The sequence below is a fragment of the Flavobacterium ginsengisoli genome (assembly GCF_029625315.1).
GTDB lineage: Bacteria > Bacteroidota > Bacteroidia > Flavobacteriales > Flavobacteriaceae > Flavobacterium > Flavobacterium ginsengisoli.
Window position 1 is genome coordinate 744300 of the sequence record NZ_CP121110.1, and the last position, 23137, is coordinate 767436.

The 23137-nt window shown below is 33.6% G+C and carries 19 protein-coding genes and 2 pseudogenes; 8 read left to right on the forward strand and 13 right to left on the reverse strand.

What is annotated here, in order from left to right; translation table 11 throughout:
• Window positions 1-65: 65 nt before the first annotated feature.
• The gene (locus P5P87_RS03200; protein ID WP_278021555.1) at window positions 66-311 is read right to left on the reverse strand and encodes a hypothetical protein; all 246 of its coding nucleotides are present in this window, start codon (window positions 309-311) and stop codon (window positions 66-68) included.
• Window positions 312-400: 89 nt separating this feature from the next.
• Between P5P87_RS03200 and P5P87_RS03205 the strand changes: the two genes are divergently transcribed.
• On the forward strand, window positions 401-694 hold the full coding sequence (locus P5P87_RS03205; protein ID WP_278021556.1) for a winged helix-turn-helix transcriptional regulator: 294 nt from the start codon (window positions 401-403) through the stop codon (window positions 692-694).
• A 173-nt stretch (window positions 695-867) separates the two neighbouring features.
• On the opposite strand, the gene P5P87_RS03210 is transcribed toward P5P87_RS03205, so the two are convergent.
• The 4 genes from P5P87_RS03210 to P5P87_RS03225 form a co-directional block, all read right to left on the reverse strand.
• Window positions 868-1155 (reverse strand): DUF4870 domain-containing protein, encoded by a 288-nt coding sequence (locus tag P5P87_RS03210; RefSeq protein ID WP_340696630.1) that lies wholly within the window; start codon window positions 1153-1155, stop codon window positions 868-870.
• 149 nt (window positions 1156-1304) lie between these two features.
• On the reverse strand, window positions 1305-2027 hold the full coding sequence (locus P5P87_RS03215) for a LytR/AlgR family response regulator transcription factor (RefSeq protein WP_278021557.1): 723 nt from the start codon (window positions 2025-2027) through the stop codon (window positions 1305-1307).
• Window positions 2028-2030: 3 nt separating this feature from the next.
• Window positions 2031-2699, reverse strand: coding sequence for a sensor histidine kinase (locus tag P5P87_RS03220; RefSeq protein ID WP_278021558.1), 669 nt, complete (start codon window positions 2697-2699; stop codon window positions 2031-2033).
• A gap of 56 nt (window positions 2700-2755) precedes the next feature.
• Window positions 2756-3781, reverse strand: a complete 1026-nt coding sequence (locus P5P87_RS03225; RefSeq protein ID WP_278021559.1) for a hypothetical protein — start codon at window positions 3779-3781, stop codon at window positions 2756-2758.
• A 513-nt stretch (window positions 3782-4294) separates the two neighbouring features.
• On the opposite strand from P5P87_RS03225, the gene P5P87_RS03230 reads away from it, so the two are divergent.
• The 6 genes and pseudogenes from P5P87_RS03230 (at window position 4295) to P5P87_RS03255 (ending at window position 11938) form a co-directional block, all read left to right on the forward strand.
• On the forward strand, window positions 4295-4741 hold the full coding sequence (locus P5P87_RS03230) for a hypothetical protein (protein WP_278021560.1): 447 nt from the start codon (window positions 4295-4297) through the stop codon (window positions 4739-4741).
• A complete protein-coding gene (locus P5P87_RS03235; protein ID WP_278021561.1) occupies window positions 4734-5201 on the forward strand; it encodes a hypothetical protein in 468 nt (155 codons plus the stop codon). The genes P5P87_RS03230 and P5P87_RS03235 overlap by 8 nt, the downstream gene beginning before the upstream one ends.
• Window positions 5185-5706, forward strand: a complete 522-nt coding sequence (locus P5P87_RS03240; protein ID WP_278021562.1) for a hypothetical protein — start codon at window positions 5185-5187, stop codon at window positions 5704-5706. The genes P5P87_RS03235 and P5P87_RS03240 overlap by 17 nt, the downstream gene beginning before the upstream one ends.
• A 263-nt stretch (window positions 5707-5969) precedes the next feature.
• Window positions 5970-6347 (forward strand): hypothetical protein, encoded by a 378-nt coding sequence (locus tag P5P87_RS03245; protein ID WP_278021563.1) that lies wholly within the window; start codon window positions 5970-5972, stop codon window positions 6345-6347.
• Between the two features lie 80 nt (window positions 6348-6427).
• A pseudogene (locus tag P5P87_RS03250) lies at window positions 6428-10804 on the forward strand (CusA/CzcA family heavy metal efflux RND transporter).
• Between the two features lie 15 nt (window positions 10805-10819).
• A complete protein-coding gene (locus P5P87_RS03255) occupies window positions 10820-11938 on the forward strand; it encodes an efflux RND transporter periplasmic adaptor subunit (protein WP_278021564.1) in 1119 nt (372 codons plus the stop codon).
• A gap of 324 nt (window positions 11939-12262) precedes the next feature.
• Here the strand turns inward: P5P87_RS03255 and P5P87_RS03260 are convergent, their stop codons facing one another.
• The 6 genes and pseudogenes from P5P87_RS03260 to P5P87_RS03285 all read right to left on the reverse strand — a co-directional run bounded on the left by P5P87_RS03260 (window position 12263) and on the right by P5P87_RS03285 (window position 20485).
• Window positions 12263-14203, reverse strand: coding sequence for an oleate hydratase (locus P5P87_RS03260; RefSeq protein WP_278021565.1), 1941 nt, complete (start codon window positions 14201-14203; stop codon window positions 12263-12265).
• 339 nt (window positions 14204-14542) lie between these two features.
• Window positions 14543-14971 carry a metallophosphoesterase gene (locus P5P87_RS03265; protein ID WP_340696631.1) on the reverse strand — a complete coding sequence of 143 codons (429 nt, stop codon included), beginning with the start codon at window positions 14969-14971 and terminating at the stop codon, window positions 14543-14545.
• Window positions 14972-14977: 6 nt separating this feature from the next.
• Window positions 14978-17438 (reverse strand): annotated as a pseudogene (locus P5P87_RS03270) (ligase-associated DNA damage response DEXH box helicase).
• A complete protein-coding gene (locus P5P87_RS03275; RefSeq protein WP_278021566.1) occupies window positions 17439-19040 on the reverse strand; it encodes an ATP-dependent DNA ligase in 1602 nt (533 codons plus the stop codon). It lies immediately after the preceding pseudogene.
• 33 nt (window positions 19041-19073) lie between these two features.
• Window positions 19074-20084: a ligase-associated DNA damage response exonuclease gene (locus P5P87_RS03280; protein WP_198858102.1), complete on the reverse strand. Its 1011-nt coding sequence runs from the start codon at window positions 20082-20084 to the stop codon at window positions 19074-19076.
• An 83-nt stretch (window positions 20085-20167) separates the two neighbouring features.
• Entirely contained in the window at window positions 20168-20485 is a 318-nt protein-coding gene (locus P5P87_RS03285) for a hypothetical protein (protein WP_198858103.1), read from the reverse strand.
• A gap of 225 nt (window positions 20486-20710) precedes the next feature.
• Between P5P87_RS03285 and P5P87_RS03290 the strand changes: the two genes are divergently transcribed.
• Window positions 20711-20842, forward strand: coding sequence for a hypothetical protein (locus P5P87_RS03290; protein ID WP_255562403.1), 132 nt, complete (start codon window positions 20711-20713; stop codon window positions 20840-20842).
• Between the two features lie 89 nt (window positions 20843-20931).
• On the opposite strand, the gene P5P87_RS03295 is transcribed toward P5P87_RS03290, so the two are convergent.
• Both P5P87_RS03295 and dnaN read right to left on the reverse strand, forming a co-directional pair.
• A complete protein-coding gene (locus P5P87_RS03295) occupies window positions 20932-21561 on the reverse strand; it encodes a DsbA family oxidoreductase (RefSeq protein ID WP_278021567.1) in 630 nt (209 codons plus the stop codon).
• Between the two features lie 436 nt (window positions 21562-21997).
• The gene (gene dnaN, locus P5P87_RS03300) at window positions 21998-23116 is read right to left on the reverse strand and encodes a DNA polymerase III subunit beta (protein WP_095930019.1); all 1119 of its coding nucleotides are present in this window, start codon (window positions 23114-23116) and stop codon (window positions 21998-22000) included.
• Between the last annotated feature and the right edge of the window lie 21 nt (window positions 23117-23137).

Below are 23137 nucleotides of genomic sequence, written 5' to 3' on the forward strand. Positions count from 1 at the left end.
TTTAATTTTTTTGAATGACTTTGCAGTTAAGAAATTTTAAATTTAAAAAATTAAATATGAAGGTTTTATTCTAAGTTTCTATTAGCAATTTCATGTTGTATTTCTTTAAGAAAATTAGAGTTGATAATAAGAAAAGCAATCGATAAAGGAAAGACCATTAAAGTTAATAATCCTTTCTCGAGAAATAGAAATACGATAAGAAGAAGAAGTAAGATGGCAATTAAAATTAAAACTTTAATCGTTTTTTTTATTTTTTTCTGTGTTCTTAATAACTCTTCAACGCTCATTTCGCTTGGTTTCTTTGCTTTCATTTTATATTTTTACTTTAGATTTACAACAAAATTTGATTAAAAAACTTTCGAAAACAATAGGTCAATTTTTTTGACTACCCGCAATAATTATGGAAGAAACAGAAACTTGTCCCGCACAAAGACTCTTAAAGGTATTATCTGGCAAATGGAAAGCAGAAATTTTTCGTTTAGCTGTAGAGTCACCTTTACGTTTTAATAAATTACTGCGTCAAATTCAAGGCTCAAATAAGCAATCTTTGGCTACAGCTTTAAAAGAATTGGAAGAAGAAGGTTTGTTGGAAAGAGTAACGATCAAACTAAAACCGCTTCATATCGAGTATAATTTAACAGAAAAAGGAAAAGCTTTAATTCCTGTTTTTCAGCAATTAGAAGGGTTGGCATAAATTTTTAATTTTTGTATTAAAAGTAGAAAGATCCTCAAATACTGCTCACTGCTAAGATAGCCAATGAAGTTCTCTGAGAATCATCTCCTACATCCAAAAAATAAAAACGTCAGCTAAAAAAAGCTAGACAGATTAGTCAATAAAGCTGAATTTATCTTCAAAAACTTGTCCAACTAACGGAATTGGTTTTTTTGCTCGTTGGCGGCATTTATGATTCCGAAAATCCATAAAATAAGAATAACGTATCCAATGTAGCTTAAAAAGTAAAGTGCTGGAACGATAGTTACAATAATAGACAAGGCAACATTTATTACTAAAGAAACCAGAAAAATTCCGAATCCTTGTTTTAAATGGTATCTCACCAAATCACTTTTAGGTGTTAAATCTTTACTTTTAACAAAAGCTATAATCCAACCAATAATAGTGACATAGCTAAGAATAGAAAGGGTTTTATTATTCATAGTTTAAGTTATTTATTGGGTCAAAAGTATATACTAGGAATAGGACTTGGAATAGTTACTTTGTCTACTGCGCTTTTTAGTTGGTATTTGTCGTATTTAAATCGGTAAGAGGTAAAATGTGTTTTTCAAAGATTAAATTTCCTCTTTCATTAATTTGAAAAACTGCTCTTTTTTCCTCTCGAAATGGGCACAACCGATTTGTCATTCATGTGAACCATTCCTTCGCGGGAATAACTTATAATTGAATTTACATTGATCAAATGCGACTGATGAATACGGAAAAACATTGGCGGTTCCAGCAAATCTTCATAGTTTTTTAAAGGTTTAGAAACCATAATTTTTCGGCCATCGTTCAAAAAGAAAGTGGTGTAAGAACCAGAGGTTTCACATCTTATAATTTGTTCTAATTTAACTACATACATAGCTTGTTGAGTAGGCAATATAATGCGGTCGGGAGTTTTAGAAAGGTTATTTTGCAATTCGCTTAACTGCTGTTTTTCTAAAACTCTTTCCTGTAAAAGCGAAATCCTTTCAATTGCAGTTTTAAGTTCATCTGGATCAATTGGTTTTAGAAGATAATCTATTGCGCTGTATTTGAAAGCATTAATAGCATGCTGTTCGTAAGCAGTTGTAAAAATAAGATGAAAAGAGTTGAAGGAAATTTGTTTTAGAACATCAAACCCAGTTCCGTTTTGAAGCATTATATCCATAAAAACCAAATCAGGTCGCATACGGTCAATTAATTTTACAGCTTCTTCAACACTTTCGGCGTAAGCGATAATTTGAATTTCTTCTGGCGCAACCATTTCCAACATGATGGATAAAGCTTCGCGAATGCGTTGTTCGTCTTCTATAATGATAGTTTTGTACATTTTCTATAATATTGGAATATTAATAATAACAATGCAGCCCGTTTCTCCGTTGTCTGCATTTCGTTCTAAAACCTGAAAACCAGCGTATGGATGATCTTTTTGCATTTTAGCTAATCTTTCGTCAGTAATTGTTGTAGAAAGAGAGGTATGATTTTCGTTTGTTTTTAATTTCCTTGAAGCTGTAAGTCCGATTCCGTTGTCTTTTATCGTGCAAATTAGATTTCTTTGTTGCGTCTGCTGTGAGAAATTAATTTGCAAGACACCTTTTTCTTCTTTTGGTTTTGGTTTTAATCCGTGTTCAACAGCATTTTCAATAAAAGGTTGAATCAAAAGTGGCGGAATAAGAATATCCTCTTCAACAGATTCATCGCAAACAATCGCATATTCGAAACTATTATTAAGACGCAATTGTTGCAATTCGATGTAATTTTTTAAAGTGCCAATTTCTTCTTCTAAAGAAATAGTTTCCTTTCTCGATTGTTCTAGAATCTGGCGTGTGAGTTTGGCAAATTTATTCAAATAAGAAACCGCCGGAATCGTGTCTTTCTGCAAAATCATACTCTGAATATTTCCTAAAGCATTAAAAATGAAATGCGGATCCATTTGAGAACGCAATAATCTTCTTTCTAACGAAAGTCTGGTTGCAAGGTTTTCAATGGTTTCTTTTTCCATTAATTGCGACTTCAATTCACTATTGGTTTGTTCTTGTTTTAAAATTTCTTCACGCTTTAAATAATAACGCGCCTGAAATAGTAAGATCGAAACATAAAAACAAGTCCAAGCAAAAGAACGCCAGCAATTCCGTAGCCTAAAAGTTTATTTTGTCGCTCCAATTCATTTTCCAACTCAAGCTGTTTTATACGTTCCATTTTTTTGGAAGACTCAAATCTGGCATCTGCATTTTGCAAAAGCTTCTGAGTAGTTTCATTATATTTTAACTGATTGTATTTTGTAAACAAGGTATCGTATGCATAATACGCTTCAAAATCATGACGCTTTGCAGAAACTTCTTTTAAGCAATTGTAAAAAGTAGCTAATAAATAATTATCGGTGTAAGGTAGGCTAAGCTGGTATTTTATGCCTTCAATAAAAAGCATTTCGGCTTTTACATAATTTCCTTTTTCGGTATAATAAAAACCTTGAAGGCCTATGGCGCTTCTGTAAATGATTTTAATATTATATTTTTTGGCAATTGCAGTAGCTTTTTCAAGGTTGTCAAACAAGGCAGTTTCATTAATTGGTTTCGGACCTTTAGAATAAAGATCTGCCAGATTGATGTAAGCAATTCCGATATTGCTTTTGCTAATGATATCAAAAGATTCTTTTTCGGCCAGTACCACTGTAGTTTTTAAAAAATCCAAAGTCTTTTGCCAATCTTTCTCTGTTCCAGATTCGAGTTTATCGGTCAAATAGCCTCCGTAAGCTAATCTTGCATACAGTTTACTTTCTGGATCTTTTGCTTTATAGGCATGTTCTAGAGCTTCTTGCGCATATTTATGCACCTTTTCTGGCGATGCCGGAGAAAATAGATAAGATATATCGGCCGCAATTTTAGCACATTGATCATGAGCATTTATTTTTGAGAAAAGTGTATACGAATGCAATAAATGGTCGATGGCCTGAGGTTTATCATCTATATAAGATTTTAAATTTCCCATTGCTAGAGAAGCAAAAGCTTTAACTCTTGTTTTGATGCTTTTTTGAGCTAAAATATAAGCAGTGTCTGCATAACGAGTAAATTCTTTTAAATGCAATAAACGCCTTTGCGTAAGCGCGAGATACGAATAACAAATAACTTCATCGTCAATATTCTTTTTTTCTTGGCTAAATTAAGAGCTTGTCGCTGAATTTTTTTACTGGCAGATGAATCAGAAAAACGTTTAGAATAACCGTAGGACGCGATTTTTTCTACAGCCGAAACTTGTGCATTTAAAGTGGTGAAGAAAAACAAAATTAGAAACGAGAATAACCATTTCGTTTTCGTGTTTTTTATCTGATTTAAAGTAGTTTTTTCGTGCATATATTGTGGTAATTAAAGCCAAAATACAAATTGAAAATAGACTGACCAAAAAAATCACCCAGCAAATTTGACAAGAAATTCCCTTGTAAAGTCTCTGTGTAGAAGTGGTTAAAGAGCGCTTTTTCTCGATACTAGCATAGAATTACCAAATAAAAATCTAAAGCATCCATTTGCCAATTTCAAATTGTGGCAAGTTGATCTTCGTAGTAATCTTGCTGTTATAAATTATTTTTAAAACTATAAAATTATGAATAAGAATTTTTTTACATTATTAGTGGCAGCTTGCCTTTTTATATCATCATTAAGTTATGGGCAAGAAGACAGACGCATTAAAATAGAAATCGCTTTGAAAGATGGTAACAAAACGACAAAAGCGATATTGCGATCTGCTACATTTTCTTTTACAAAATCTACTGTTAGTGGAACAGAATCGGAGGTAAAAAACAATTATTACTTTTCTCTTGATTTTGAAAAACAAGATATTGCCTTGCTGGCAGTTTTAATGAAAAATAAAGCAGGAGTTGATGGTCAGATTACTATGACCGATATATTTGGAAAGCTTCCTACAAGAAAATTTGATTTTACAAAAGGAAGAGTAGATTCTTTAAGCGATCAATTAACTGCCGATTATACCAGTGCTTACATCTCACTTCTTTGTGATTCTCTGATTATTGATGGCGTTAAAATTGAGTAGAGAAATGATTGAATTGAAGAAATTCACAAAAGAAGGAAATCTATATGTCATGAAAAGACAATACGGCTTTGGTCTAATTGTGGTACTCGCGATGATAGCTTTTACTGTTGGAGGCATTTATTATAAAAATAATGCAGTAATTGGCATTTTTGGAGTCTTGGCTGTTATATGTTTTATTGCGATTTGGCAGGAAGGATTTAGTATTGATCTGGACCAAAATGAATTTAGAATAAAAAACGGCTTGATTAATAAACCCGTTCTGATTCCGATTGCTAATTTTCTCAATTTTGAATTGGTCAAAGTGAAACATAATCTTATCACAACAAACGTTTCCTTAAATCTTTATTACAGAAAAGAAAACAAGGAGAAATGCACTGGAATTGCCCAAGGTTTTACAACTAGATCGATGCAGAATTTGATGAATGAAATTAATGAAATTTTAGATGAACATTCGAGATAGATATAACATCCAAGAAACGCTTCATTATTTTTCATTAAATCCGCAAAAAACATCAGTAACTCAATCCTGGTGGTTTTTGGCTGGAATAACGGCAGGAGTAATAGCTTTATTATTGTTTTTTAATTATCTAGGAGAAGAAATGCGTTGGGTAATAGGTATATTTCTAGTATACTTTTTGATTCATTTTTTATATGATATTCAAATAGCCTCTAAAATTCAGTTTACGTTTGATGCTCGTAACAATATCGTTTACAAAACAAGTCCGTTAATTTCAAAAAAGAAAATAATGAATCTGGATGAAGCCATAATTTTTGTTCAATCAGAAAGGGGAAGCTGGTATTATGCTGTAGGAGCAAGGAAAAGTCAGTTTATTAAGAATTATAGAATTAGTGAAGGATTTACTTCGGGAAGAAAAAGTGATGAAAGACAAGAGGCCTATGAGAATTTAATTTTAACTAAAATACGGGCGCTTTTAGAAAATGCAAATTCAAATATTAATAATTAATTCTGTACTAAAAATACAGTTATAAAAATTTAAGAATACAACGAATCAATTCTTATTGAATTGATTCGTTTTTTGTTTTATAAAAAAGTATAGCAGTATTGAAAGCTAGAAAGATAGTGTATGATTTTGACGATTTGACAGTAAAATGGGACATCGATATTGAAATAAACAAAATCAGTATTCCATATTTCTAAATTGTTAAAAGACCCTTTTTGCTAGTTTAAAAAGATGAAATCTTGAAGAATTTAAATTAAATTTGCTTCGTGCGAAAACAAATTGTCTACATATTCATTTTTCTAATAGCTTCAAACAGCAGTTTTGTACAGCAGTTTTACAAACTGCCAATCCTGATAGAACATTTTCAGGAGCATCAAAAGCTGCAAGGCGTAAGCTTTATAGATTTCTTGTCTATGCATTATTGGGGAGAAGATCTAGAAGACAATGACGGAGATAGAGACATGCGACTTCCTTTTAAAACAATTAGCACTAGCTCGGTTCACTTTGTTTTTATTTTAGAAGACAAAGACTTGCTTCCGGTTCCTTTCAATCCAGAATTACCACAATTAAAAATTCCAACTTACAGATCAGATCTTTTTTCAGATCCAAATCTGCTTTCTTTATTTAGACCTCCAATCGCATAATTAATTTTTAAATTTTTTATTGAAGTGGCTGAGACGTATCGTTTTCAGTCGCTCATTTATTATTTTTTAATTAATAAAATATGCTTAATAAAGTAATTCAGTTCTCAGTTAAGAACAAACTGGCAATTGGAATCTTTACACTGCTGTGGATTATCTACGGTGTGTATGAAGTTACCCAATTACCAATTGATGCTGTGCCAGACATCACTAATAATCAGGTGCAAATTATCACAACAGCCCCTTCGCTTGGCGCCGAAGATGTGGAAAGGTTAATTACTTTCCCAATCGAACAAGCGATAAGTAATATTCCAAATATAAAAGAAAGCAGAAGTATTTCTCGTTTCGGACTTTCTCTTGTAAGTGTCGTTTTTGACGACGATGCAGATGTATATTGGGCGCGTCAGCAAATTGCCGAAAGATTGCAACAGGTAGAAATTGATCGAAACGCCAATTCGCCTGAAATGGCACCTGTAACAACTGGTTTGGGAGAAATCTATCAATATGTTTTAAAACCAAAACCAGGTTACGAAGAAAAATATTCTCTAGAAGATTTAAGAACAATTCAAGACTGGACAATCAGAAGACAGCTTTTGGGAACGCAAGGAATTGCCGATGTTTCTACTTTTGGAGGAAAATTAAAACAGTATGAAATTGCGGTAAATCCTGCTAGATTAAAAGCCCAAAATTTAACGATTAGTGAAGTTTTTACGGCTTTGAATACTAGTAACGAAAACACTGGAGGAGCTTATATTGAGAAAGGTCCAACAGTTTCTTATATTAGAAGTACAGGTTTAGCCAAAAGCATTAAAGACATTGAAAACATTGTTGTTAAAAGTACGCAAGGAGGCCTTCCTATTTTAGTTAAAGATGTTGCCGATGTCAAGATTTCTTCTGCGATTCGTTACGGTGCTTTAACGACGGACGAATATGGAGAATCAGTTGGTGGAATTGTAATGATGCTGAAAGGTGAAAACGCCAATAATGTTATCGTCAATGTAAAAGACAAAATTGCTCAAATCGAGAAAATTCTTCCTGAAGGTTTAAAAATCGAACCTTTCTTAGACAGAACAAAAATGGTAGATAACGCCATTGGAACAGTAGAAAAAAACTTAATTGAAGGAGCTTTAATCGTTGTTCTAATTCTGGTTTTATTTTTAGGAAATCTTAGAGCAGGTTTTATTGTAGCTTCAGTAATTCCGTTAGCGATGCTTTTTGCCATTATTATGATGAATACTTTTGGCGTAAGCGGAAACTTAATGAGTCTTGGAGCATTAGACTTCGGATTAATTGTAGATGGAGCTGTAATTATTGTAGAAGCTATTCTGCATCATCTTCACAGTTCTAAAAAATATCAAGTAGTCGATACTATTTCGCAAGAAGAAATGGATAAAGAAGTGACAGGCTCTGCTGCGCGTATGATGAACGCGGCGGTGTTTGGACAAATTATCATTTTGATTGTGTATTTACCAATTCTTTCTCTTCAAGGAATAGAAGGTAAAATGTTTAAACCAATGGCGCAAACTGTTGCATTTGCCATTTTAGGAGCTTTCATTTTGTCATTGACTTATGTGCCAATGGTGAGCGCTTTATTCTTAAGTAAAAAAATCAGCCATAAAAAGAATCTTTCTGATCGTATAATGGGGAAACTAGAAAATGCTTACGAAGGTTGGCTGACGAAAGCTTTAGGAATTAGAAAATCGATTGTTATTGCGAGCATTTATACTTTTTGGAATCGCTGTTGTTTTATTCGGAAGAATGGGAGGAGAGTTTATTCCGCAATTAGAAGAAGGAGATTTTGCTGTTGAAACTCGATTATTGTTAGGAACAAATCTTTCTACGACGACCAAAACTATTGAGAAAATTTCAGCCGAATTAAAGAAAGAATATCCAGAAGTGCAACAAGTAGTTTCAAGAATTGGAAGCGCAGAAATTCCAACCGATCCAATGCCAATTGAAGGTGGAGATATGATTATTGTTTTAAAGGATAAATCAGAATGGACAAGCGCTTCTTCGTTTCCCGAATTAGCCGATAAAATGACTAAAACAGTAAAAAGAATTGCCCCTGGAGTTACAACAGGATTTCAATTTCCTGTTCAAATGCGTTTTAACGAATTGATGACGGGAGCGAAACAAGATTTGGTTTGTAAAATTTACGGAGAAGATCTTCAAAAGCTTTCTGAATACGCTGAAAAATTAGGAGCAATTAGTAAAACAGTTGAAGGCGCAGCCGATTTGTATGTAGAGAAAGTTACAGGAATGCCACAAATCGTAATTGATTACAATTGGGCAGAAATGGCGAAATACGGTTTACGCGTGGCTGATGTGAATGCAACGATTAATGCCGCATTCGCAGGAGCTGTTGCTGGAAGTATTTACGAAGGCGAAAAACGTTTCGATATGGTCGTTCGAGTAGAAGACAATGGAAGAAAAGGAATTGAAGATGTTAGAAATCTTTTGATTGCAACGCCATCGGGAATGCAAATTCCGCTTTACCAAGTGGCTAGTGTCGAAGAAGTTGAAGGCCCAAATCAGATTCAGCGTGAAAATGCTAAAAGAAGAATCATCGTTGGATTTAATGTTCGCGGAAGAGATGTTCAATCTATTGTAGAAGAATTGCGACAAAAAGTAAATCAGCAAATCAAATTTGATCCTGGTTATTATATTACTTATGGAGGAGCTTTTGAAAACCTTCAGCAAGCAAAAGCAAGATTAGGCGTTGCTGTTCCTGCGGCTTTATTAATGATTTTTGCCTTATTATATTTTGCTTTTAGATCATTTAAAGAAGGAATTATCATTTTTACGGCAATTCCATTATCAGCCATCGGCGGTGTATTTGCATTGGTAATGCGCGACATGCCTTTTAGTATTTCTGCCGGAGTTGGATTTATTGCGCTGTTCGGAGTCGCCGTTTTAAACGGAATTGTTTTAATATCCGAATTCAACCGAATTCAGAAACAAGGAGAAATTACAGATCCTTTCCAAATTATTTTATTAGGAACTAAAAACAGGTTGCGTCCAGTTTTAATGACAGCAGCTGTTGCTTCTCTCGGATTTCTTCCGATGGCATTGAGTAACGGAGCAGGAGCAGAAGTGCGGCGTCCATTAGCAACTGTAGTGATCGGCGGATTGGTAACCGCAACACTTTTAACGCTTTTTGTACTTCCTGCCATTTATTTAATGACGTATCACGCTAAAGTTTTCACTAAAAAAAGAAAAAGCATATGAATAATCTAACCATTTTATTGAGTATTCTTTTTATTGGTAACATGGCAAAAGCGCAAGAGTTGCCAATTTCGCTTGACGAATCTATTTCTATTGCGATTCAAAATAATCGAATAGTTAAATCGGCTAAATTAAACGAGCAGTCTAAAAGTTATTTGCAGAAAACGGCTTATAATATTCCGCAAACGCAAATAGATGCCGATTACGGACAATTTAATAGCTCGCAGAATGATACACGTTTTGGAATTAGCCAGACTTTTGCTTTTCCGACTGTTTATAGCAATCAGAAAAAAGCTTTAAAAGCCGATTTCAATAAAGCAAAAGCAGAAGTGCAATTGACTTCGCAAGAAATAAAAACTCGTGTTAGAAATATTTACTACGATTATTTGTGGCTCAACAGCAAAAAAGAACTTTTAGTTTACGCTGATTCAATCTACAGGATTATGGAGAAAAAATCAGATTTAAGGTTTAAAGCTGGAGAAGCAAATGTTTTAGAAAAAAGCGCTTCACAATCTGCAAGACAATTCTACAGCAATCAATTGGTAATGGTCAACCGTGATATTGAAATTGCTTTGAATTCGTTCAATGCTATTCTTCAAGATAAAGTGGAGCATACTCCAAAAAAGATGAATTTAAAAGCGGTTTTAAATCGTTCGTCTATCGAAAATTTAAAAGCAGAAAATCTTCCAGCAGTTCAGCGTTCACAGTTTGAATCGGAATCGGCTAAGTATAGATGGAAAACGGAAGGCGCTAAATTACTTCCTGAAATTACTTTAGGATATAACAATCTAAGCATTATCGGAAGTCAAACTAATGCTTCAGGTCAAGAAGTTTATTATGGTAGCGGACAAAGATTTAATTATGTTAATGCAGGTCTTTCGATTCCAATATTTTTCACTAGTCAATCAGAACGAAAAAGAGTCGCAAAAGCAGAATACGAAAGCTTTGTTGAACTTTCTGAAGCAACTAAAATCGAAGTGAAAACGAATATTGAAAATGCAGATCGCGAGCTAAAAAAGTTCCAAGAAAGTTTACAATACTATGAAACTGATGGATTAAAAAATGCTCAAACCATTATAGAAGCGTCAAGCAGTCAATTGCAAAATGGAGATATCGATTACTTGCAATGGGTTTTGGTGGTTAATCAAGCTATCACAATCAAAAGTGAATATTTAGACGCGCTTAATGCTTACAATAAAGCAGTTGTTACACTGCAAAATCTTAATAACATTTAAAAATGAAAAAATATATTGCGAGCGTTCATAGGCGCTATATTTCTTATTTCTTGTGGAAATAAGAAAAATGAAGAAACCAAAAGTGCTGAAACTAAAAGCATTGATATTATTAAATTAAGTCCTGAACAAGTTAAAAATGCAGGATTAGAAAGCGGTAATCCAACGGTGAAGAATGTAAAAGAGATTTTACAGCTTCAAGGTACAGTAACAGTTCCGCCAAAAAGCGTAATAAGTATTAGTATTCCGTTGGGAGGTTATGTAAAAAGCACTAATCTTATTGCCGGAATGAACGTTCAGAAAGGTCAGGTTTTGGCTGTTTTAGAAGATATGCAGTTTATAGAATTGCAACAAAATTATCTAATGGCGAAAGAGAAATTCGAATTGGCCCAAAACGAACACAAAAGGCAAAAAGAGTTAAATGCAAATAAAGCGGCGAGTGATAAAGTTTTAGAACAGATTACAACTGAAATGAGAACGCAACGCATTACAATGTCTTCTTTAGAGCAAAAATTAAATCTATTAGGAATTAATGCTAAAACGCTGAATGTTGGAAATATTAGCAAAACGATTCGAGTTGTTTCTCCAATTAATGGTCTGGTTTCTAAAGTAAATGTCAACATTGGAAAATATGTAAATCCGACAGATATGCTTTTTGAATTAATTGATAAAAAAGATATTGTTCTAACTTTAAACGCGTTCGAAAAAGACGTGACTTCGCTTTCAATTGGTCAGACTGTAATGGCTTATACCAATGCTTCTGATGCTAAAAAGTATGCGGCTAAAATCGCTTTTATCAATCAAAGCTTAAATGGAGATCGAGCGACAGAAATTATCTGTAATGTAAACGCTTATAATCCTGCACTTTTACCTGGTTTGTTTGTAAACGCCGAAGTTGAAATTGAAAATAAGAAAGCGTTAACTGTTCCAGAAGATGCAGTAGTACGTTGGCAAGGAAAATTTTATGTGTTTACAGCTATTGGAAATAACCAGTTTCAAATGAATGAAGTTAAATCTGGAGTCAAAAATGAGGGCTTTACTCAAATTACTTCTGATGCGATTTCTGACTCTTCAAAAGTGGTTGTCAAAAATGCATATACTTTATTGATGTCTGCCATGAATAATGACGAACAATAATGTTTATTTTCTGATTACAATTTAGAGTTAAACAAGAAAACCCAGTAAATTTAGTTTTACTGGGTTTTCAATTTTAACCGCAATATTATTCCAATTTCATTCCGCAAGAATAGCTTATTGATAAAATTAGAATTTGAACGTTTGATTGTTTGACTATATTTTTTTCGATAAAAAGCAGGTGTTCCTACAGGACACATTTCACAACAATATCATGATTTTTCACCGACCAAATATTCCTAACAGAATGTAATTTATTACTTTAGATAAAATGATTCAAATAGTTTTAAATTAATTATTCATAACTCGCAATTCACAATTCACAATTTAATCCTTAACCCCTTTTATCCAATCTTTAAATCGGTTTACCTGTTCTGAAATAAAAGATTCATGTTCTTCTTTATCTTCTTCAATTGGCGGCAAAACATGCTCAAAGTAAGTTCCTCTTAAAACTTTATGCAGAATACTTTCGCCTAAAAATGCTTTTCCGTCATTGAGCGTTCTTACTGCTTTTAGCAAATGACGAATATCATACTGAAGCGGATTAATATCGGGAACCTGTTTGTTTAAATTCAATAACTTATAAACCGCAATTCTAGCCGTTCTAATCGAACTTTCCATTGTGAAAACTACATCATTATTTGTTTCAACAAATTGTCCAATTAAACCAAGATTTTTGCGACCTTCAGGTACAACTCTAGGACGATCGCCTTTTGCTCGAGGCATAAACATAGAAGTAATGTAGGGCATAAAAGCACTTCGTAAAATTGTATTTTCAATTACATTGTCAAGTTTGTCGATTATTCCGAGATGAAAGCTTAATTCGGCTAAAATTTCGTCTCCTGTACATTCGGGCATTACTTTCTTAATATAATTTCCTGGTTTGTCCATAAACAATGAATAAACCCAAATTACCAAAATATCATCTGGCTGATCTGGAAAGTGGGGCTGTCTGTTACAAGTAAAACTCATTAGCCAATTAGAATCGGTAATCGTGATAATTCCGCCAGTCACTGTTTTTCCTGAGTATGGATCGTTTACCGAGTATTCTTTTAGTTTCTCTACAAAAGCAGAAGGTCGGCAAGTTAAAGTAACAGATTCCCAAGATGATTTTTCGATATTACTGCAGAACTTTTCAGGCTTGCCAAAAATAGGAGATTTTGTCGCAAGATTTTTCCACAACATCCATCCTGGACTTTTACCGCTTGTGGAGTTGTCGATACCAATAATTGGCGCTGTTTTATTGTCTCCATAAAAAGTATCTTCGGTCATAGAACCTGTTGTTACAATAACAAAATCATCCTTTCCGATAGGAGATCTTGATTCTTTTCCTTCATGCTCAGTAATAATTCCTTCAACAATTTTACCTTCAGTATTACTTTGAATAATTAGATCTTTTATAAGCGTATGAAATTTAATATTTACGCCTTTTTCTTCAAGAAATTTTCGAAGCGGAGTAATAAAAGTATCGTATTGATTGTATTTCGGAAAGACTAATGAAGAGAGATCATTTAGTCCGTCAATGGCGTGGAGAAAACGATGCATATAAAGTTTAAGTTCTAATAAACTATGCCAGTTTTCAAAAGCAAACATAGTTCTCCAAAATGTCCAAAAATTGCTTTCTAGAAACGTTGCGCTAAAATAATCTTCAATAGTAAGATCATCTAATTCGTCTTTTCTTTTAAGAAGTAATTTTACAATAGCAAGCTGATCTTTTTTGTTTAAACCAAATTTGCTAAAGTCTTTAATTTCGCCATTTTTATGAATTAAACGCGCTTTAGAATAATTAGAATCATTGTCATTGATTAATCGATATTCATCTAAAACGGTATATGGAGGCGGCATTTCTAGAGCGGGAATATCTTGGAAAATATCCCAAAGATTTTCATAAGTCATATCCATTTCGCGTCCTCCACGAATAATATATCCATCTTTCGGATTTCCTGCGCCGTCCAAAGAACCGCCGTCAATATGAAGTTGTTCTAAAAAAGTGATGTTTTTTGCTGGAATTCGGCCATCTCTTATAAAATAATAGGCCGCGGCCATTCCTGCAATTCCGCTTCCTACAATATAGATTTTACTGTTTTCGTGCGATTTGAGTGGAATTCCAATATTACGTTGGTAATTTCCAATTTGATCTGAAAACGGCATTGATTTTTCTGGGGTGTTTAATTGGGTTTCTGTACTCGAATCTGGTTCATGATTTACATTTCCGTAGGTCGTAGAATTGTTTAGAACTTTTTCAAATTTTGACGTAATATTCTTCATTTTCAAAGCTTTATAAGTTAATTCAACTAATGTAAGCTTAAAATTTGAAAGATAATTCTTTTATTTTTGTGAATAAATACGTATAATGTATTGATTGTTAAGAGGATGTGTTTTTAAGTTTGTTTATATGTTACGTTATTCTTTTTTAATTTGAACGACATCATTTCCTGCAATTGCGTAAACGGTATCTTCAGAATTGGGTTTTAGAAAATATTTTCCAGTAAATTCTCCAAAAGCGGGAAGAATCATTTGATTGGGTTTGCAAAAGAAACAACGAAGCTTTAAGGTCTGCAAACCCAAGCCACGCAAGACAATCCCGGATGAATATGTCCTGAAAAATTAAACAGATTTTCTTTTTCTGTAGGATGATGCGTGAAAAAAATGATTCAATTCTAAAAGTTCGGTAACGATCACACCAATTTTTTTATAATGAATTTCATCAATAATGTCATGGTTTCCAGTAATTAAATAAGTTTCTTGATCATGAATGGAAAGCCATTCTTCAAATAAATTCCATTCTGCATTTTTGACGCTGTGAAATAAATCGCCCAAGAAAATAATTTTTTCAGGCAGAAAATAATCCAAAACGGCTGTGATTTTTCTAAAATTTTCAGAAATGGCATTTTGCGGTATTGCGATTCCGTGTTTTCTAAAATGCGTAACTTTTCCTAAATGAACATCAGAAATGATAATTATTTTTTTAGATTCCCAAAAAACAGCTCCGCTTGGGTGAAGTATAAAGGTTTCATTTTGTATTTGAATTTTCATAAGTCGTTATTTCATATATGAAGCAGTCATTTTCTGAATTCTTTCAGCCAAAGTTTCGCTTGATAATTTTTCTCGTAAGCGATCGGTAATAATTGGAAAACTAAAAGGAGTTGGCTTTAAGCATTGTTTCCAAATGATTTTCTGATTGGCAATTCTTTCCAAAGCCATTATCAAACGTCCTTCTTCTAATTGATGTTCAAATGTTTCGCGATAGGCTTGATGCAGTAATAAATTATCAGGTTCAAAATCTCTAAAAACTTCAAATAACAATTGAGAACCACTTTGCAAATGTTTTGTTTTAACCATTTTTCCAGGAAAACCAGTAAAGACTAATCCTGAAATTACAGCAATGTCTCTAAATTTTCTTCGAGCCATTTCGGTTGAATTTAAGCTTTTCTGCAAATCATGATGCACATATTCTGTTGAAAAGAGATTATTGTCTAAAACGGCTTCAATATCAATTTCCTGATCTGAAAGCAATTCAAAACCATAATCATTATAAGCCAAAGAAAAGGTGATTGATTGTAATAAACTAATTCTAAAAGCCAATAAACTAGCCAAAGCTTCATGAACAAAGCGACCTTCAAAAGGATAAAAAATAGCATGAAATCCTTCTCGAGTTTTAAATGTTTCAATTAAAAATTCATCTGAACTCGGCACAATAGATTCTTTTCGCTGTCTTTGAAATAAAGGCTGTAAAGCTCTTAATTCAGGAGAAAGATTATCAGTATTGGCGCGATATAATTCTTTTCGAAGCAATTCGCTCATTTGAGAAGAAAGAGCCAAACGCCCACCCATCCAGCTCGCTATTTTAGATTCTTTCTTGGGATTCGCTTTTTTAACCAAAACCTGCATATTTCTAATTTTGAATAACTCCAATTTTTTTCCTCCGAAAATAAAAGTATCACCAGGTTTTAGCTTCGAAATAAACCATTCTTCAATTGTACCAATATAGCCACCGCTGATATATTTTACATTCATAACAGCATCACCAACGATTGTTCCAATCTGCATTCTGTGATGCATAGCAATCATTCGGCTGTTTATTTTATAACAGCCATTTTCATCAATTTCTACTTTTTTAAATTCGTCGTAGGCATGAAGACTCTGACTGCCTTGTGTAATAAAATTTGAAATCCAATTCCAGTTTTCTGATGAAATGGTTTGATAACTAAAAGTGCCTTGAATTTCTTTAAAAATTTCGTTGGGATAAAATCCATCAGAAACAGCTAAAGTATTGAGATATTGAACCAAAACATCCCAACTGTTTAAATACGGAACCCGATCTTCAATAACACTGTTTTCAACCGCTTTTTTTAATGCAGAAGCTTCAATAAGTTCAATAGCGTGAGTGGCTAGAAAATAAATAACACTTTCTTTTCCAGGTTGATGACCGCTTCGCCCGGCGCGTTGCATAAAACGGGCGACACCTTTTGGTCCACCAACCTGAATAATCGATTCGACTGGAGCAAAGTCAACTCCCAAATCTAAACTCGAAGTGCAGACTACTACTTTTAATTCTTCATTCCGAATTGCATTTTCTACCCAAATTCTCGTTTCTCTGTCGATACTTCCGTGATGCATTGCCATTTCTCCAGCAAATTCAGGATATTTTTCTAATAATCTTTGATACCAGATTTCGCATGCTGAGCGAACATTCGTAAAAATTAAAGTAGTTTTACTGGCTTTGATAATTTTAGTCGCTTCATCAATCAAATGTAACCCCATGTGTCCGCGCCACGGATACGTATCCATTTTCTCTGGAATGATAGAAACGACTTTTATTTTCTTATGAATTACGGCTTTGATTAAAATAGAATTGTTAAAAGCTTCAGAGTCAACTCCGAGTAAAACTTCTTGCGCTTGCTGAAGATTGCCAATTGTAGCTGAAATTCCCCAGATACGTAATTTTTTGGTAATCGTTTTTAATCGGGATAATGCCAATTCTATCTGAACGCCACGTTTGGTTCCTAGTAATTCATGCCATTCATCAATGACAATAGAACTGCAGTTTTTAAATGTATTGGCATAACCTTTTGTTGCCAAAAGCAATTGTAAGCTTTCTGGAGTTGTAATCAATAAATCGGGCATTTTGCCTTTTTGCTTGGCTCTTTCTGCCGAAGAAGTATCTCCAGAACGAATACCGACCGTCATAGGAACGTCTAGATCGTTTAAAACTCGTTCTGCTTGCTTGTTTGATTTCTATAGATAAAGAACGAAGCGGTGTGATCCAAATCGCTTTTAAACCTGGATGGTGTTTAGTTTTATAATTCGGATTTTCTTTAATGTAATTTAAAATAATCGGAAGCCAGAGCGCATAGGTTTTTCCGCTTCCAGTTGGCGCGTTCAATAAGCCATTTTTGCCTTGAAGAAAAGCAGTCCATGTCTGAGTTTGAAACGGAAAAGGTTTCCATCCCTGACTTTCAAACCAATTGTTAGCGATTGTAAATAACTGCTCTCTGTTCATTTATAAAATCATATTTTTTAAATCTTCTATCGAATTGGCTTCTTCAATTTTTTTATCGTGTCGCCATCTTAAAATGCGCGGGAAACGTGTTGCAACGCCACTTTTATGTCTTTTAGAAAGTGCAATTCCTTCAAACCCAATTTCAAAAACCAATTTAGGCGTAACACTTCTAACTGGACCAAATCGCTCTAAAGTATTCTTTTTAATAAAATCATCGACCATCCTGAATTCTGCATCGGTTAAACCAGAATACGCTTTCGCGAAAGTGACGAGTTCTCGTTCGTTGCTTTCATTTTCTTGCCAAAGAGCAAAAGTATAATCGGTAAATAGATTTGATCGTCTTCCGTGACCGCGCATAGCGTAGGTGAGGACGGCATCTATGGTTAAAGGCTCAATTTTCCATTTCCACCAATCTCCTTTTTTTCTTCCAACGAGATAAGGAGAATCTTTTCGTTTTAGCATTAAACCTTCGCTTTTCATTTCGCGAGATTTTAATCTTTCATTTGTAATTTCTTCCCAAGTAGAAAAATTAATTCGTTCTGAAAGCTGTAGTGGAATTTCTTTTCCTATTAAACTGGTAAACATTTCTTCGAATAAAGTACGGCGTTTTTCGTAAGGAAGATTCCGAATATCATTTCCCTGCCATTCCAATAAATCGTAAGCTTTAATGATGACAGGCGTATTTTTTAAAATAGAAGCAGATACATTTTTACGGCCAATTCGAGTTTGTAGATCATTAAAAGTTCCGATTTGATTGTTTATGAAAGGAAGAATCTCTCCGTCAATTACAGTTCCATTAGGGATTAGTCCAATAAAAGAATTAAATTCTGGATATTTATCGGTTACTAATTCTTCGCCACGGCTCCAGACGTAGATTTCGTTTTCACGAATAATCGTTTGAGAACGAATTCCGTCCCATTTATGTTCTGCACTCCAATCTTCGGGATTTCCTAAACTTTCCAATTCGCCTTCAATCGGATAAGCCAAATAAAACGGATAAGGTTTTGATAAATAATCACTGCTTTTTTCATCTAAAATCAATTCTTGAAATGTAATCGTATTCGGATTCCAATCGCCCATTAATTTGTACGCCAATGTATCTTCATCTATATTTTCAGCTTTAGAAAGCGCTCGCGTCATCAACTTCTGACTCAAACCAATCCTAAAACTTCCGGTAATTAATTTAGTAAAAACAAAACGTTCGTAATAATTTAGATTCAACCAATTGGTCTGTAAATATTCTTTTTTCTCTAAATCAGTTTTCTTTTTTAAAGCGATTATTTCCTGTAGAAATTCAGTCAGACTTTTGTCTGTATGCTCTTTTGTAGTCGGAATAACAAGCGCAATGGTTTCGGCCAAATCACCTACAATATGATAACTTTCTTCAAACAACCAAAGCGGTATATTAGCCAATTCGTTTGCCCATAAGCGCAATAAAGTGGTATTAACTGGTCGGGGAGGACGACGATGCGAAAGTATGGCAATGGTCCAGACTTTATCTTCATCGCTTGCTTTTAAGAAATAGTTTGTCAGCGCATCAACTTTTACCGATGTTTTATTAGAACTGTCTAAGGTTTTTATAAGCTCGGCAAAGTTTTTCATTTGATTATGAATTTTGAGTTTGAAATTAATAATTTACAATTCATCATTATTTGCGTCGTTCGTTTCTCCTTCATATTGCGTGTTGGCTGTTCTGGCATCGTAACCTAATTCTCTTAGATATCTTGAAAAAATATCTGAATAGCCATGAGTGCAGATTACTTTTTCTGCACCTGTTGCTTTTATGCTTTCTAGTAAACCTGTCCAATCACAATGATCGCTTAAAACAAAACCTCGGTCTACAGCTCGTCTGCGTCTTGCACCGCGAAAAGCCATCCAACCACTTGCTGTTCCCGTTACAAAAGGAGTCATTTTTCTAATCCAGGTACTTCCGTGAGCGCTTGGTGGTGCAATGACAATATTGCCTAATAAATCTTCTTTTTTAGTTTCTAAAGTAATTCTAGTAGTTTGCGGCAAATCAATTTGCGGACGAACAATATTAGTCATGTTTTCGATTGCGCCATGTGTGTAAATTTGCCCAATGCTGGTATCAAGATTTTTTAATAATCGTTGTGCTTTTCCTAAAGAATAGCCAAATAGAATAGAAGTTTTTCCTTCTGCACGGTTTTCTGCCCACCAATTATTGATATCAGTCATGACATTTGTTTGTGGTTCCCATTTAAAAGCTGGAAGTCCGAAAGTGCATTCTGTTATAAACGAATGGCATTTTACAACTTCATAAGGAACTGAGATTCCATCGTCTTCTGTTTTATAATCGCCAGTAAAAACCCAAATTTCACCTTTGTATTCAACTCTAATTTGTGCTGAACCAATAATATGGCCAGCAGGATGAAAAGAAAATTTCACGCCGTTTATAATAAAAGTTTCATTCCAGTCTTTGCCAGAAACATTTATTTCTCCTAGACGATATTTTATAATCGGAATATTTGAATAATGTGTAATATAGTTTTCATGCCCCCAACGCGCATGATCTGAATGTCCATGTGTAATTATCGCATTTTTCACTGGCCGCCACGGATCGAGATAAACATCGGCTTGCTGGCAGTATATTCCTTTATCGTTAAATTGTAATAATGGTGCATTCATTTTTTAATTGGATAATTAGAAAATTTGGCAATTAGATAATTATTCTTGTTCATTCTTTGATGATCAGCTATTCCGTTTTTTTTTTAGTATTCAAAATTACTATATGGCGGACAGCTGTATTTGTCATCTTCATTATCTAAATTATAACTGTCATAAGGATTGGTGGTGTCGTAAGTTGAAAAAGGAGTATTGTTTTCAGCTAAATTTAGTCCGCTTTCTATAATTTCGTAACAATCAGAATAGTCAGTAAACTGATTTCTATAATTATTATCTTCATTTTCTCCCGAAGTAAATTCATGATCCATTGCTTCATTTTCATGTGCGGTATCAATATGATCGGGTTTACTGCATTTAAAATCATTTAAGTTTGCAGTTTGTCGGCTGTTTGCATCTTTTCTCATGGCTGCTGTTTTAAATTAGTAAGTTCTCTAAATTTTTGATATATACAAATTTGAAAATTAGACGCTTAAAAAAATTATAGGATTTACATTTAATCTTACATGATTTGTTTATTGAGGCGTTTTAGCATAATTCTCATTTTGTAAAACTCAAGTATAATTCTGTAAAATAAGCACTTAGCTATTTTGCAACTTTGTATAACTAATAATTTAAAAAATTATAACATTATGGAAACTTCAAGAAAAGATTCGAAATCTGGAATGAAAGATTCTGGAAAAACTCAAAAATCAACAGCTGGTTCTAGAGCAAAAAGCACTACAACAAAATCTAATGATTCTAAAGGTAGAGCCGGACATTAATTTTTTTTAGTTTATTTAAGGACTAAATAATAAAAGCGTGCTGTTTAAATGTAGACAGCACGCTTTTACGTTTTTATAAGATTAAAGTTTTACTTTAAAACTTCTTGAATTGTTTTTACAAAAGTTTCAATTGGTTGAGCGCCAGAAACTGCATATTTACGATCAAATACAAAGAATGGAACTCCTTGAACGCCAATTTCGGCAGCTTCTTTGATATCTGCTTGAACTTCTTTAATAAATAAATCTTCGCTTTCCAGAACTTCTCTAATTTCATTTTCTTCTAAACCAGCCTGAATTCCCAATTTAATCAAAGTTTGACCATTGTTTAAATCTTCTCCGTCGGTAAAATAGGCTTTAAAGAAAATCTCTTCCATTCGATCGCCAATATTTTTTGTTTTAGCTAATTGAATGATTCGATGCGCGTTTAAAGAATTTGAGATAACAGCTTTATCAAAATTATAATCTAAACCAACACTTTTAGCACGTTCTGCGACACCTTTGTGCATTTCTTTAGATTGTTCAATTGACATGCCTTTTCTTTCTGCTAAGAACGTGTAAACGTCCATGTCTGGTTCTGCAGTTATGGTTGGATCAAGCTGAAAGCTTTTCCATTCAATTTCAAATTCATCATTTGGAAATACCGCAAGTGCAGTTTCCAATTGTCTTTTTCCGATATAACAAAACGGACACATGATGTCCGACCAAATTTCTATTTTCATTTTACAAAGATAAGGAAAAATGTTTTTTTAAGTTTTAAGTTTCAGATTTCAAGTTGATATGCTTTGTTTTTCTAACCGCAAAGTGCGCAAAGGTTACGCAAAGGTCACAAAGTTTTCTTTTTTACTAAAGTCTTTGTAAAGAGTATAAGTACACAAAGCTTTACGTTCTTAGCATTCTAAAACAATCCTAAGCAAGAATCTTAGCGAACTTTGCGTAAAACCTTTGGAAACTTTGCGGTAAAAATTATACGCATAGTATATCAACTTGAAACCTTAAACTCAAAATAAACCTAAATAAAAAACCGCAACTCTTTATGAGGAATTGCGGTTTCTAGGTATAAAAAATGGTTGGTTAATAGCGATATCTTTTTTTTACAATGATAAATCTTTTATTTAAAACTAAAAAATATCCCTGTAACAGAAAGAAACTTTAATGTTAACTATTTAACATTACAGGCATTACCAACATAGTAACAGTTTCTCCCTCTTCTAAACCATCAACTGGAGTTAAAATTCCAGCTCTGTTAGGTAAAGACATTTCAAGCATAATCATGTCTGACTGAAGGTTTGTAAGCATCTCTGTCAAGAAACGAGAGTTGAAACCAATTTGCAAATCATCACCTTGATAATCACAAGTCAATCTTTCTTCTGCTTTATTTGAGTAATCGATATCTTCTGCAGAAACGTTTAATTCAGCTCCAGCAATTTTCAAACGAATTTGGTGTGTAGTTTTGTTAGAGAAAATCGCAACACGACGAACAGAGCTTAAGAATAAAGAACGATCGATCATTAATTTGTTTGGATTTTCTTTTGGAATTACCGCTTCGTAATTAGGATATTTTCCGTCAATTAAACGACACATTAAAATATAATTATCAAATGAGAAAGTCGCATTTGAATCGTTGTATTCAATTTTTACTTCAGCGTCAGAAGTTCCTAAAATACTTTTTAAAATGTTTAAAGGTTTTTTAGGCATGATGAAATCTGCTACTTGAGAAGCTTTTACATCTGTACGAGAATATTTTACCAATTTGTGAGCATCTGTAGCAACAAAAATTAATCCTTCTGGCGAAAACTGGAAGAATACTCCAGACATTACTGGACGTAAGTCGTCGTTTCCAGCAGCGAAAATAGTTTTGCTTACCGCAGTTGCCAAAACTTCTGCAGGAACAAGCGTTACAGATGGATCTTCTAAACTTACCGCTTTAGGAAATTCTTCTCCTGCAGCATAAGCCAATGCATATTTACCAGAGTTAGAGCTAATTTCTACTGTGTTATTGTCTTCAACAGTAAAAGTTAATGGCTGCTCTGGGAAAGTTTTTAAAATTTCAAGCAAAAGTTTAGCAGGAACTGCTACGCTTCCTTTACTTGTAGAATCGATCGATAATGTAGCCGACATAGTCGTTTCAAGATCTGAAGCCGAAACGGTCAACTCATTGTTGTTTAGTTCAAATAAAAAGTTGTCTAAAATAGGCAACGTATTATTGCTATTGATTACACTACCTAAAACTTGTAATTGCTTTAATAAGTATGAACTCGATACTATAAATTTCATCTGTTTTGTTTTATTTTTTGA